Raw genomic sequence first — 14045 nt, 5'->3', positions numbered from 1 at the left:
CGAACCTAGTCTTTGGCTAGTCATAGATGTTGCTCAACAGTTAGCACGATATCTGGTTGCGACCGTTCTCTTTAGATTGATACAGTAATTTATCTGCGGCCAAAATTTTGTTGTCCAATTGATCGCCAAGATTAGATACACCAATACTTATGGTGACCGATATAGATTGACCATTATGGTGTACTGTGAGTGTTTCTATTTTTTGTCGAGCTATCTCCAGCGCTGTATAAAAGCTGTCTGAGTCGCCTTGGTCGTATACGCAAAATTCTTCACCGCCAAAACGCACAACGGTTGAATCTGCCAAGCTCTCTTTTAATGCCTCTGCAACAGCAATTAGCACAGCATCACCACCGTCATGACCATAGGTATCGTTAACCTTCTTAAAAAAATCGATATCCATCATCGCGATACTGTCATCTGACGTGCAACGAGCGTTGTCAAAAAGGTAACGGCGATTCCAAAGACCGGTCAAAGGATCTTGATTAGCCAAGTTGTATAGCTCTTGTGCTGATTCTTTAAGATTGAGGGTTTGATGGACACGACAATAAAACTCCTCCTGATTAAACGGCTTATTTAGGAAGTCGTTAGCACCCGCCTTCAAAAATTGAGCAGTTAGTGTAGGGTCATCACTTCCCGATAGCCCAAGAATCGGTGTTGTATCGTTGGCAGTATTTGAACGAATGGTCTTGATCATTGAAATACCGTCTTTGATAGGCATATTGTGATCAGTAATGATGAAGCTGATGTCGGAATGAAGCGTCAGTTTATCCAAGCCATCTTGGCCATCGCTCGCTTGTGTGGTTTTAATATATTGGTGTTCAAGTAGCCCTGCAATATATTGACGGATAGCACTGGAGTCATCGACAATTAAAGCGTGGTGGTGTTGGTTCTTTAGTAATCGCTCGACTAACTTAACCGCGTATTTTATCGAGCTAACACTGTCTTTTAAGATGTAATCGAGGATCTGTTTTTCAATAAACGACGCCCTAATGTCTTTATCAAAATTACCCGTTATCACGATCACTCGTTGTTGTTTTGATATTGCTAAATCTATGGCTTCACCAAAGGGTGCGTCGGGTAGGCAGTAATCAGAGACGACGCAAAAAAAATCTTGTTGGAATTCGAAGATCTCGATGGTTTCTTCGAGTGAGGTCGCGGTAACCACGTCAAACCCTAAACGGCTGAACTCGCGCTCCAAGAATGAGCGAAAAGCCTTACTGTCTTCAATGACTAAAATACACTTATTCAAACAAATTCTTCTCACTGGTGTAACGAAAAATTAATAATACCGAATAATTGTAATTTTACGAGTATAACAGGGTGATGATTTATAACTTCTTTGTTAGTTCTGAGCACAACTTGCATAAATGGAACATCAAACGCTAAATGTTTCACCAAAAACGCCAGATTCCGCCAATGCAGGCCCAGTTCTTGAGAGGTTTTTACATGAATAATCAAGATAATAGGTATGAGTAAAGGCTGCGCAAAAAGACATCGATACTGCGTCAGATCTCACTATTTAGCAAAATCTAAAAATTAACAGAACGCCATATTGTTAGTTTTATGGTTTTCTGAGATACTGCTGTGGCTGCAGAGTTCCCCATCGGGGATACTCTATTATGTTGTACGGGTACCTACTTTTTCAGGTACCCGTTTTTTTTTATGCCGCTATAATAGATTTTTTCTTCGATTCGGACTGGTTTTATGCGAGTGTTTGTAGCGCTTATATTATGGCTACCATTAATGGCTTTTGGAAATACTGCGCCATGGTTGATCCCATTTACACAACCCGCAGATAAGGGCTGGCCCGCGAGTGAGTTAGACGTGCAAAGCGATCTGTTTGATTGCAGCTTAGAAGAAGAGTTGGAAGACTTTTGTGCCAGTCACGCAACGTATTACGAAACCCGAGTCGAAGCAGAGATAAAGGTGATCGAAGGTGAGGCCGCTAAAATGGTGCTTACTACTAAGTTCGATATTGCCAGCGCCAATAACTTGCAACTTGCTTTGCGACGCGATGGTTTTCAAATCGCACACATTTTTGTCGAAGAACACCATTTAGATGTGGCAAAATCACTGTCGCTTATGGATGTTGAGCAAGTGAATCGCGACGCTTATTTTTTACTTAATGATCAGCGATTTAGGCAGAAACCTAAAACCATCAAGTGGGTGAAGCAGGCATTGCAGAACGGCGTCGAATACCGATCGGATGTTACCTATACAGCCAATGCAAATGTTATAACGATAGAGTTTGTTCGCTCACAAGAACGACTGTTGTAGTTCAGATGATACCCATGGTTTAACTTAGTAAAATCACTTACTGAGTTAAACCGTTTAATTTCTTGCCCGTTACTGATCTCACAAGCTACTCTAACGTATAACTGATTTGGTTTGTCTAAGAAGGGATCGCATTGAATGGACTCAGTAAAAAAATGGCGCTGGATATGGGTAGCAATATTGGCATTAGTCTTGACGGGCTGTGCAACCAAACTGCTCTACCGTAATCTTGACTGGTTCATTCTCGAATACATCGATGATTATGTATCTTTAGACCGGGAACAAGAAAAAATCGTTAAGCTGCAATTAAAGGAGCTCATTGATTGGCATCAGAAAAATGAGTTGAGCCAATACACCTCTCAAATAGATGAGATTTCCATGCTGTCATTGCCATCGCTTACCGATGATGACCTCATTTATCATGCCGACCAAATGACTAACCACATCTATCGTTTAGCTCAGCGTGTGGCACCCGATATGTATGCGCTTAGCCAACTTGCCTCAGACGAGCAACTCGACGAATTTATCAAAAACTACGAACAAAAAGGCGAAGAGCGGCAAAATGACTATCTAGAAAAAGACGCCCAGCAGCGATTTGAAGATAGACTCGAGTCCATGACAGAATCTGTTGAACGTTGGTTCGGGTCTGTTAACGAGGAACAGCGCTTAATTCTTGAAGAATGGGCGATGAACCGAATTGACACGCGTCCTTTGTGGCATCGTCATAGAGTGTCTATGGGGGACCAAATGAAAACGATGTTTGCCCGCCGCTTTGATGTGATCAATTATCAAAATCAAATGATGGCGTTGTTGACCGAGCCAGACAGTTTTTACAGCGCCGAATTGGATGAAAAATTGGAGCAATCCCGAGTTATGAGCCGTGAATACCTGCTTAGACTCGCGCACGTCACCACCCCCAAACAACAACAGCATTTTAAAGACGAACTTGGTGAATGGAAAAGCATCCTAGTCAATTTGAGTGAAGAGTAACCAAATTATGTCAAATTAGAAATATCAAGGACTTAATATTAGTGTGATTATTATTTTGTTACACTTAGGACAATAAGTTGATAATACTCGGACATATCAACCGATTAAAGTCGTAGCCTGAGCTATCCTTTTTAGACAGACTAATAAGGCAACTCTATTCTGAATTGTAGTGAATGGAAACATGATGAAAAAACGTATTATTTTGCCGTTATTTGCGACGGCTGCTCTCCTTGGTTGTGGCGACAAAAATGCCTCAGCACCGCAAATGTTACCTGTAGTAAAAGCCGAGCAAGTTACCTCTACGGCTTTCTTTCCTAGCAAATCATATGTAGGACGAATTGAAGCCATCGAAGACGCAGCAATTACGTCACAAGTCACTGGATATTTAGAATCTAGAGACTTTCGCGAAGGACAAATCGTTGAGCAAGGTCATGTACTGTACCAAATTGACGACTCTACTTACGCAGCTCAAGTAGCAAGCGCAACCGCCGCTGTTGCCCAAGCTGAAGCTCAATTGAAAAAAGCGAACTCAGATTTTGAGCGAGCCGAAAACCTATTACCGAAAGGGAACATTTCTCAGTCCGAATACGACACCCGCTTTGCCAATAAACTGAGTGCAGAGGCACAGGTTAAATCGGCTGAAGCAAACTTAATTTCAGCCGAGGTCGATTTTTCGCGCACTAAGATTGTTGCTCCATTCAAAGGCAGAACAAACAGCACTAAAGTGAGTATGGGCGATTTGGTTTCTCCGTCTTCAGGCGTTCTCACCACCTTGGTCAGCCTCGATCCTATTCAAGCTTCGTTTCAAATTAGTGAAAGGGAGCGTCTTGCAATGGGCATGGACAAGGCTTCAGGTGATGGCTCGAATGAAGAAGTCGAGATTGAAGTCACCCTAATACTAGAAAACGGCAAAGAATACAGTCACGCTGGCAAGTTAGACTTTGTCGGTAATCGTATCGATCTCGATACTGGTACTATCGCTTTGCGAGCGCAAATTCCTAACCCTGATTATGCGCTTCTTCCAGGTCAGCATGTTGAAGTGATGCTTGCGACTACAGAAGAAGTGGATGTGGTCGCCATCCCACGTCGAGCCGTGCAAACCGACATCCAAGGTGATTTCGTGATGGTACTGAGCGAAGGCAATGTAGCTGAGCGTCGAGAAGTCGTACTTGGCGCGCAAATCGACGAAGGCATCGTCATTCAGACCGGTCTTAAAGAAACCGACAAAGTGATTGTTGAAGGTTTGCAGCGTGTTCGAAACGGCATGCCTGTGCAACTGATGAGTGAGCAGGGTGGCGCGTAATGCTAAGTCGTTTTTTCATACAGAGACCTAAATTCGCACTGGTCATCTCCATCATATTGACCCTTGCAGGTTCAATTTCGTTGATGGTGCTGCCAGTAGCTGAATATCCACAAATCAGCCCGCCATCGGTTAGTGTTACTGCATTCTACACTGGTGCAAGTGCCGAAACCGTAGAAGAAGCTATTGCCGATCCAATAGAAACCTCGGTAAACGGCGTTGAAGATATGATTTACATGTCCTCAAAAAGCGCGAATGATGGGTCGTACAATTTATCGGTAACCTTTGATGTTGGGACAGATCCTGACATGGCGCAGGTTAACGTTCAAAACCGTGTATCTCAAATTGAATCGAAACTTCCTCAAGAAGTTAGGTCTGTAGGGATAACGGTTAAGAAACGCTCTCCTGATCTCCTAATGGTATTGAACTTCTATTCACCAGAAGGGACGTACAATGATCAGTTCTTGATTAACTACATCAATCTGAACGTCAAGGACCAATTGGCCCGTGTTAAAGGGATCAGTGAAGTCTCGGTTCTAGGTGGTGGTGAGTTTGCAATGCGTATTTGGTTGGATCCAGATAAGCTGTCAAGCCTCAACATGACCACATCCGATGTATACGCTGCGCTGGCTGAACAGAATGTTCAGGTTGCCGCCGGTAAGGTGGGCGCTGCACCGTACAACGATGCGACTGACGTACAATTTAACATTGTAACCAAAGGCCGCCTTGAAACGTCGGAAGAATTCGAGAACATTCTTTTACGCGCCAATACTGATGGTTCATCCGTATACCTAAAAGACGTTGCACGCGTAGAGTTGGGTAAGAAATTCTACGATGGGTCGGGCACGTTTAAAGGGCAAGATGCTTCAATCGTGACGTTGTCACTTCAATCTGGTGCTAATGCATTGGAAAGTGGCAAAGAAGTGATGGCGATGCTAGAGCGTTTGAGCGCTAACTTCCCAGACGACATGACCTATGAAACGAGCTACGACACAACGATATTTGTGGCCGAATCGATCAAGGGTGTGGTCGTTACCTTGATACAAGCTGTTCTGCTGGTGATTGCCGTTACCTATTTATTCCTGGGTAGTGTGAGAGCAACGCTAATTCCAGTGGTGGCGATACCTGTTTCTTTAGTCGGTACGTTCGCAGTAATGCTAGCAACCGGGTTTACCATCAACACCGTAACCCTGTTTGGTCTTATACTGGCGATTGGTATCGTGGTGGATGACGCTATCTTGGTTATCGAAAACGTTGATACCATTATGAAGCGCGACCCAAGCATCAGTCCTCGTAAAGCAACATTGATGGCGATGCAAGAAGTTACCGGTCCTATTATTACCTCCACAATGGTATTGCTGGCGGTGTTTATTCCGGTTGCCATGCTTCCAGGTATTACTGGCATCATGTATCGTCAGTTCGCGTTAACGATCTGTATTTCTGTTGTAATCTCGTCCATTAATGCACTGACTTTGTCACCAGCTTTGTGTTCTTTGGTACTGAAACAAGGCCAAGAAAATACCTCAGGTTGGTTTAGTGCCTTTAACCGAGGCTTAGATAAAGTTACTCAGAAGTACGGTATTTTAGCCGGTTTCTTGGTGAAAAAGAGTGCAGTATTAGTCGGGTGCTTTGTTATTGCGGTGTCACTGCTTGGTTACTTCGCGACAAACACATCAACGGCGTTTGTACCTCAAGAAGATAAAGGCATCTTGATGGTCAACATACAGTTGCCAGACTCTGCGTCGCTATCTCGAACAGAATTAGCTGCTGAAAAAGTCGTTGCGCTGGTTGAATCCGAACCCGGTGTAGAAGGTGTTACGATGGCAACGGGTTACGCCTTCTTAACAGGCGCTGCTGCGAGTAATGGTGCTTCGCTCTTTATCAAGCTAAAACCATGGGAAGAGCGATTAGCGTTAGAGGGTGAACATTCATCATTTGCTATCGCACAGCGTGTTAATGGCAAGGCTGCGATGCAGGTTCCTGAAGCGGTAGTATTTGCGCTCGGACCACCGGCTGTACCAGGCATGGGTAGTGCGTCAGGCTTTGAGTTTGTTCTCGAAGATACGTTAGGAAGAAGCCGTACCGATCTCGCGATGCTAATGAATGAGGTGATCCAGGAAGCTAACCAGCAGCCTGAAATTTCACATACGTTCAGTACTTTCCGAGCCAACGTACCCCATTACTATTTAGATATCGATCGTAATAAGGCTAAGCAACTGGGTGTGACTTTGGGAGAAATATTCCAGACGTTGCAAGGGAACTTGGGCTCTATTTACGTCAATGACTTTACATTGTTTGGTAAAAGCTTCCGTGTAACGATGCAGGCGGACGCCGACTATCGTAACAGTATTGAGGATTTGACCAAGTTCCATGTCCGCTCGAGCAGCGGTGCGATGGTACCGTTGAGTACTCTAGTCAGCTACGAGCAGGTGTTTGAGCCTGATGTAGCATGGCGCTATAACATGTACCGCTCGGCGGTCATCCAAGGTCAAGCCGCGCCAGGTTACTCTAGTGGTGATGCGATTGAAGCCATGGAGCGTGTCGCCGAACAACTGTTACCACAAGGGTATCAATACGAATGGACGGGTATGGCGTACCAGGAAATTCAAGCGGGAAGTCAGGCGGTCTATGCATTTGCACTTGCACTGATCTTCATATACCTGTTTATGGTCGCTCAGTATGAAAGTTGGAGTATTCCGGTCGCCATTATCTTGGTTGTACCGGTTGCGACACTTGGAACATTCTTAGCGCTTAATATGGCAGGCATCGCGCTTAACCTCTATGCGCAAATAGGATTGGTACTACTAATAGCCTTGGCTGCTAAAAACGCAATCTTGATTGTCGAGTTCGCTAAAATTGAGCGAGAAGATAAAGAGAAGCCAATTGATGCCTCGGCGGTTAAAGGCGGGATCCTTCGCTTTAGAGCGGTAAACATGACGTCATGGTCGTTCATCTTGGGGATTTTGCCATTAGTATTCGCATCTGGTGCAGGACACATAAGTCAAAACTCTTTGGGTGTGGCTTTGGTCGGCGGACTACTATGTGTGCTACTGGTAGGTACTGTATTTATACCGGGCTTCTTTGCGGTTATTCAGACTCGCCGTGAGAAAGTCTATGGTGGCAGCACCAAACTTAAGCCGTTAGACGACGAGTAAGTTTACTCTCGAACGCATACAAAAAGCGCCTTCATATGAAGGCGCTTTTTTTACATCTCAACAGTTTGCTACGCGAACCAATTAAGATTCATCTAGGCTTATTTTGTGCCTTTAGACTGCTTGTCTACTTGGGTCAGGTCACGGATTTTACGTGAAATATCGCGGCGAGTTTTTGAAATCTCGGCGCCTTTGATGATGTGATCATCAACACGATCTTCGTAGTCTGATTTCATGTTCTTAACAATAGACATGATTTCGTCGTAAGTCATCTCTGGGTGCACGTAATCGAGCAAGTTATCCAGCAAGTCCACACGCTTGCGGTTATCACGAATTTTCTTTTCGTTGTCTAAAATTTCTCGTTTAAGTTTGTTCTTTTTACGTGCCAAACTTACGATTTCTAAAACGCTATTCATCTTTGACATTTTCCTTTAAAAGTAATGGTCTATTCATTACAGCATACCCGCAGCATCAACTATAGTACACACATCAATAATTTTGAGTCTGTATCCTTTTTTTGATTACTCTTTGTTCATTCATAATGCTTGGATAGAGTCGGTGATTATTCCTTAACCGAAAGGATCTGAAAAAGTAGCGCGTTCATTCAGATAGGGATACTCTAGAATGACAATTATAAGTCATTAAAGGGAATCGATATGAGCATTACATTGTCTGCACTCGAGGCACGTGTCATCGGATGTTTAATGGAAAAAGAGGTGACCACACCAGATTACTATCCTTTAACGGCAAACAGTCTTTTGGCCGCGTGCAATCAAAAAAGCAGCAGAGAGCCAGTGATGAACATTAGCTCACAGGAGCTAAATATCACTTTGGCCCAACTAGGTGATAGGCGTCTTGTCACGGATGAATCAAGTTTTAACTCCCGTGCGTCTAAATACACTCACAGGTTCTGCAATACTGAGTTTGGTGATTTAAAGTTTAGTGCGGCAGAAAAAGCGGTTGTGTGCGTGTTATTGCTCAGAGGGGCGCAAACGCCTGGAGAGTTGCGCAGCCGATGTCAACGAATGCATGAGTTTGACAATGTTACCGAAGTCGAGTCCGTGCTTAACAAACTGGCTACGCAAGAGCCTCCGTTAGTGTCACAATTGCCGAGAGAGCCTGGTAAGAGAGAATCTCGATTCCAACATCTGTTTATTAGCGACGATGAAAGAGAGCAGCTTGCAACGGTGGCAACATCAGCACCAGTAAATCCCGCCAACAACAATGAGTTGCAGCAGCTTTCTGAAGAAGTAGCGGATCTGAAGTTACAAGTTCAAGAGTTACAGCAACAGATGGCTCAGCTGTTGGGAACAACAGAATCTGAGGGATAAGCAGAACTATGGATTGGCACTGCTACCTAGTTAGACTCGACAACAATGCTTTATATTGTGGCGTCTCTAATAACGTGAAGAAGCGTTTTGAGGCGCATTGTCTAGGTAAAGGTGCCAAGGCACTAAAGGGCAAAGGGCCGCTCGAACTGGTGTGGCAAAGCCAAGCAATGGATAAGCGCTCAGCGATGCAGCTTGAGTGGAAAGTTAAACGCTTCCCCAAGGCAAAAAAAGAGAAGCTCGTGTCGCTGGGGGCTGATTATGTGGATTTACTGGACGAGTCTCACTAGCGTGCATAATGGCTAACTAACAAGCTCGACATTATCGATGTTCATTTTACGAGCAATTCGAAGGGGTTGTGGTTGGTCAGAATGATATCGCTCAGTCAGTTTTTCTATTGATAGCGGTTTATCAAACAGATAGCCTTGTCCAATTTGACAAGCATGCTGTGCAAGCCATCGGTGCTGCGGTGTTTCTTCAATACCTTCAGCAACAACACGCAACTCTAAAGAGCGACTCATCGCCAATATGGCGAGTACCAGTGATTCGCTCTGACTATCAATGGTTAGCTTTTCGACAAACGCCCGATCAATTTTAAGCTCATTAATAGGCAGTGTGTGCAGGTAACGCATTGATGAATAACCTGTACCAAAATCATCCAGCGCAATATGAAACCCTCGCTGTCGTAATCGGTCGAGAATAGGCTGAACTTGCTGGGTATCTTTGATCAGTATATTTTCAGTAATTTCCAGCGTGACTTTAGAGCAGGGCATTGATGATTGCTCAACAAGATTCGCCAACGAATCGACCACCAGCGGGTTAGAGATCCTTTGTGGTGAGATGTTGATCGAAAGCTGAATGTCTTTGCCTGTGTGCTTTACAAACTGTGCAACTTGCCGACATGCTGTTTCTACTATGTAGTCGCCTATAGAGTTGATGATGCCTAGCTCTTCTGCTTTTTGAATAAACACAGGGGGTGGGACTTGGCCTAAGACTGGATTTTTCCACCTTCCTAAGGCTTCGACGCCAAACAGTTGCCCCGTTGCTAGGTCAATTTGAGGCTGGTATTCAACATAAATTTCATCTCTGGCAATGGCTCGCCTTAGTTCCTGCTCTAAGCTATGTTGATAGTTTTGTTCTTCTAATATGTCTAGGCAGAATAGGTGGAAGGTATTCTTGCCTTTTTGTTTGGCTCGATACAGTGCCATGTCTGAGTTTGAAAGAAGCTTTTCTAAACTTCGACCATGCTCTGGAAATAAGGTTACGCCACCACTGATGGAAATGTGGTGATGCTTGCCATCTATCACAAATGAGGTATTAGCCGTTTTGTTAAAGACAGCAGCGGCTCGCTGTGAGGCTTCCTGTTCATTTTCTAAATTGGCAAAGCAAAATACAAACTCGTCTCCGCCAAAACGTGCAACTGTATCGCCTGGTAACATTATGGTCGCAAACAAATTTGACAGCTGCTTAAGCATAGAGTCTCCGGCTGCATGCCCGTAGATATCATTAATGTTTTTAAAGTCATCGAGATCAACAAACATGATGGCCAGTTTGCTCGAGTGCTTATAGGCGTGACGAATATTGAAGTGAACTTGTTCTTGAAAATGTTTGCGATTGGGTAATTGGGTCAAACTGTCATGGGATGCGTTGTACGCGAGTTGATCTTTTAGCTCGTTTAACGCATTGAAATCACGTCCAATCCTTAAGCGAAAGCGGTCGAAGTTAAGACGGATTTTACGCGCAAAATAGAGATACAATGCGCCTAAAAAGAGACTGAGAAACAATATAGTTGAGCTTAAACGTTCTTGCTTGCGACTATTTTGTTGCTCAAGAAGTCGTTGCTGCTCTTCAATGATGTCTTGCAAGTCTTCACCGTACAGTCCCGTCCCCACAATCCAGTCCCATTCAGGTATGTAGGTCACGTAACTGATTTTCTTTGCTTCTAGGATGTGCTCTGGCTTAAATGATGAGTAATATTCGACGAAATCATCACCTTTGATAGCGGTTTCTATGATGGATTTGATGTAGTAATGGCCGTTTTCATCCTGAAGATTGATCCGATTAGTACCAATGGTGTCGGTGTTTGGATGCAGCAACATCGTGCCATGACTGTTGAGCACAAACAGGTAGTTATTGTCATCGCTTCTTAGCTGGCTAAGTCGGTTGAGGGTTCGTCGGCGTATTTCTGCATCTATAGAGGAAATCGTGTTTCCAGTGCCAATGATCCATTGATAGGGTTCGAATACTTTTAAATAAGAGACCTTTGCACTGTCAATAAAAGAGCCGTTACTGAGGTTTACGTGATTGTAAGTTTTAAACCCTTCATTCTGCTGGGAAACTAGCTCAATGGCTTCTCGAACGATATATTGACCTTGCGTGTCTTGAAGGTCCAACAAGTTGGTTTGTTCAAGCTCTGGGCTCAGTGGGCTTAAGACGAGTTCGCCGTGCGTGTCAAAGATATAGTAGTAACCAGAGTCATTGTCGTAACGGAGTGCACGCAGTGCTTGCAAGATAAGCTTTTTCACTTCCCCAGGCGGTAAATGCTGATTGTTCTGATATAGACGTTCGACAATACTGAATGCTTCATAGACGCGAAACTGAATTTGGCGCTTCATGCGCTCAATACTTTGAGACTGATCGAAGCGAATATCAGCAACGACACGATTGATGTCGGTTTTAAGTGCATTTTTGTTCTGCTTTATAAGCTGAACTGAAAGAGCCTCAATACTGGATTGAGAGTTTTGCTGAGAAGATTTGATGATCACACCGTTCAAAATCACCGTAAATGCGATCAAACTGATGATCGGCAAAATGCGGAGTAAATTGAGTAAGTATTTTTCTTCGTTTTTGATCATCGGAGATAAGTTGGGCAAAATATCGTCATATTATACAGTATGTAAAACTGATACTTCCATATGATGTACGGCAATTAACAAGACCGACCCGACACTTTTGTGACTAATTATTTCCCAGTAGGGCCTTTAAGCGGCTGTACGATGAGATAAGTGTCTATACTTAGTTATTGTTTTTCTAGATAATATCCTCCGATGGACATCATTAATTCATTTCAGGGAGAGAAAATGAAATCGCCATTACAATCAATATCTCATCAAGCGGTGGATGCCGCGATTAAAATAGGTGCCATAGCGTTATTGGTGTATTGGTGTTTTGAAATATTAAGACCTTTCATCATGCTAGTGGTATGGGCCGCTGTAATTGCTACCGCCTTATACCCAGTTGCTATACTCCTTTCAAATAAACTTAAGCTATCTCCGTCTAAAGCAAGCTATTTATTGGTGCTAATTGGGGTGCTCTTAATGTTTATTCCGACATACCTTATGTCGGGCGCTGCGATTGAAGAGATGCAAGACCTCTACAATGCCATAGAGCAAGGTATTCTCAAGATTCCTCCGCCGTCACTATCTGTTAAAGAGTGGCCGGTAGTAGGTGAGAAATCTTTCGCATTCTTTACTAAGTTATCTCGTGACCTTGAAGCGTTTGTCTTGCTCTATCAGAAGCCAATCACAGACTTGGCAACTGCAGTGCTGGGCATTATTGGTGGTGTATTCGTGGGACTACTAAAAATGACGCTGTCGCTGATCATTGCAGGTGTGTTTATGAGTAATTCAGCTGCATGCGAAAAAGTGTTTTCAAGAATATCGATTCGACTAGCAGGAGAGTCCGGAAAAGCAATGACTACTCTAACGGTGAGCACCATTCGAAGTGTCGTTCAAGGGGTACTTGGTGTTGCGGTGATTCAATCAGTACTCGCGGGGATAGGTCTGTACTTTGCTGGGAGTCCAATGGTTGGGTTGTGGATGCTTGCGGTGTTATTTGTCGCTATTATCCAGTTACCACCTATCTTGGCACTCATCCCACCCATTATTATTGCTTATACGGGAGACTCAAGCTTTGTCGCTACAGCTCTATTAGTATGGTGTTTGTTAGTCAGTGCATCTGACGCCGTGCTGAAACCGATGTTAATTGGTCGTGGCTCTGATGTGCCTATGCTAGTGATATTATTAGGCGCAATTGGTGGTATGGCCATGTCGGGTATTATTGGGTTGTTTGTCGGTGCAGTTGTGTTGGCGGTAACTCATAACCTGTTTATGGCTTGGCTTGCTCAAAGTGAGGAATCCACAGCACAAGAGATGGAGACCAAAGACGTTGAAACAAGTAAGTAGCGAAGATAACTTCATATTTTTGTTAGTTGCATTGCTGACACTATTGTTCACGGTAGCGGTTGTCGAGCAGTTTTTTCAAGGAGGGCAACTGCTTGTAGTGTCTGCGATTATCCTCTGTTTGGCGTTTTCTATTTTGGGTGTGAAACGGCAAGCAATTTACACCAAAAGTTGGTTTGGGGTGCTATTGACCCTATTTCTGGTGACTTATGTTATTTCGATTTTGACCAACCTAAATTTGAGCTTGCTAACAATAGCCTTAGTCATCGTGTTTTTAATGCATTATATGATCTCTGCATTTAAGCAGGTTCTATTTACAGGGCAAGTTGGCAGCAATCAAATTATTGGTTCAATTTGTATCTATCTAATGATTGGGTTGGTGTGGTCGTTTGTTTATTTATTCTTGCTCGAAAGTTTCAATGGGGGATTTAGCGGGTTAGAGAACCAACACTGGTTAGATAATTTGTCATCGGTGATTTACTACAGCTTTATAACCTTGACTACGGTAGGGTATGGCGAAATCACCCCAACACTGCCTATTACACGGTTTTTTGCCTATATGCAGTCATTAACAGGCAGTTTTTATTTGGCAATATTGGTCGCGAGTTTGGTCAGTACTGGATTGGAACAGCGTAAACGAAAAGTGAATTAAAATACGGGCAAATTGTCAGCTAGTCAGAAACAAAAAAACCAGCAATTGAAGTGACCCCTTAAAGTTGGACATTTCTGTTAAGCGGCTTGTAAGGCCTGATTTCGATATTCCATCGGAGTCAGGCCTTTTAGTTTCACCTTGATGCGTTTTGTGTTGTAGTACTCGATG

At 43.7% G+C, this 14045-nt stretch carries 12 protein-coding genes; 8 read left to right on the top strand and 4 right to left on the bottom strand.

The window, feature by feature from the left end:
• Window positions 1–40: 40 nt before the first annotated feature.
• Window positions 41–1249 (bottom strand): GGDEF domain-containing response regulator, encoded by a 1209-nt coding sequence (locus JQC93_RS10925; RefSeq protein ID WP_205158480.1) that lies wholly within the window; start codon window positions 1247–1249, stop codon window positions 41–43.
• A 494-nt stretch (window positions 1250–1743) separates the two neighbouring features.
• Here JQC93_RS10925 and JQC93_RS10920 point away from each other — a divergent pair, with 494 nt between their 5' ends.
• The 4 genes from JQC93_RS10920 (at window position 1744) to JQC93_RS10905 (ending at window position 7719) form a co-directional block, all read left to right on the top strand.
• Complete coding sequence (locus JQC93_RS10920; RefSeq protein ID WP_205158479.1) at window positions 1744–2277, top strand: hypothetical protein; 534 nt, start codon at window positions 1744–1746, stop codon at window positions 2275–2277.
• 135 nt (window positions 2278–2412) lie between these two features.
• On the top strand, window positions 2413–3264 hold the full coding sequence (locus JQC93_RS10915) for a DUF6279 family lipoprotein (RefSeq protein WP_205158478.1): 852 nt from the start codon (window positions 2413–2415) through the stop codon (window positions 3262–3264).
• Window positions 3265–3445: 181 nt separating this feature from the next.
• Window positions 3446–4567 (top strand): efflux RND transporter periplasmic adaptor subunit, encoded by a 1122-nt coding sequence (locus JQC93_RS10910; RefSeq protein WP_205158477.1) that lies wholly within the window; start codon window positions 3446–3448, stop codon window positions 4565–4567.
• The gene (locus JQC93_RS10905; RefSeq protein WP_205158476.1) at window positions 4567–7719 is read left to right on the top strand and encodes an efflux RND transporter permease subunit; all 3153 of its coding nucleotides are present in this window, start codon (window positions 4567–4569) and stop codon (window positions 7717–7719) included. Before JQC93_RS10910 ends, JQC93_RS10905 begins: the two co-directional genes overlap by 1 nt.
• A gap of 98 nt (window positions 7720–7817) precedes the next feature.
• On the opposite strand, the gene JQC93_RS10900 is transcribed toward JQC93_RS10905, so the two are convergent.
• Window positions 7818–8132, bottom strand: coding sequence for a DUF496 family protein (locus JQC93_RS10900; protein WP_084883299.1), 315 nt, complete (start codon window positions 8130–8132; stop codon window positions 7818–7820).
• Between the two features lie 240 nt (window positions 8133–8372).
• On the opposite strand from JQC93_RS10900, the gene JQC93_RS10895 reads away from it, so the two are divergent.
• A complete protein-coding gene (locus JQC93_RS10895; RefSeq protein WP_205158475.1) occupies window positions 8373–9047 on the top strand; it encodes a YceH family protein in 675 nt (224 codons plus the stop codon).
• A gap of 8 nt (window positions 9048–9055) precedes the next feature.
• Entirely contained in the window at window positions 9056–9334 is a 279-nt protein-coding gene (locus tag JQC93_RS10890) for a GIY-YIG nuclease family protein (protein WP_205158474.1), read from the top strand.
• A 12-nt stretch (window positions 9335–9346) separates the two neighbouring features.
• Here JQC93_RS10890 and JQC93_RS10885 read toward each other — a convergent pair whose 3' ends face one another.
• The gene (locus JQC93_RS10885; protein WP_205158473.1) at window positions 9347–11917 is read right to left on the bottom strand and encodes a bifunctional diguanylate cyclase/phosphodiesterase; all 2571 of its coding nucleotides are present in this window, start codon (window positions 11915–11917) and stop codon (window positions 9347–9349) included.
• A 207-nt stretch (window positions 11918–12124) separates the two neighbouring features.
• Here JQC93_RS10885 and JQC93_RS10880 point away from each other — a divergent pair, with 207 nt between their 5' ends.
• Both JQC93_RS10880 and JQC93_RS10875 read left to right on the top strand, forming a co-directional pair.
• A complete protein-coding gene (locus JQC93_RS10880) occupies window positions 12125–13228 on the top strand; it encodes an AI-2E family transporter (RefSeq protein WP_205158472.1) in 1104 nt (367 codons plus the stop codon).
• The gene (locus JQC93_RS10875) at window positions 13212–13877 is read left to right on the top strand and encodes a potassium channel family protein (RefSeq protein ID WP_205158471.1); all 666 of its coding nucleotides are present in this window, start codon (window positions 13212–13214) and stop codon (window positions 13875–13877) included. The genes JQC93_RS10880 and JQC93_RS10875 overlap by 17 nt, the downstream gene beginning before the upstream one ends.
• A 77-nt stretch (window positions 13878–13954) precedes the next feature.
• Here JQC93_RS10875 and JQC93_RS10870 read toward each other — a convergent pair.
• Window positions 13955–14045: IS3 family transposase (locus tag JQC93_RS10870; RefSeq protein WP_205158803.1), on the bottom strand; the 91-nt coding region annotated here is incomplete at its 5' end.

The sequence above is a fragment of the Vibrio ulleungensis genome (genome assembly GCF_016900875.1).
In the GTDB taxonomy this organism is placed as follows: domain Bacteria; phylum Pseudomonadota; class Gammaproteobacteria; order Enterobacterales; family Vibrionaceae; genus Vibrio; species Vibrio ulleungensis.
The sequence above is the reverse complement of the archived record's forward strand: the minus strand, read 5'-3'. Positions and strand labels throughout refer to the sequence as shown.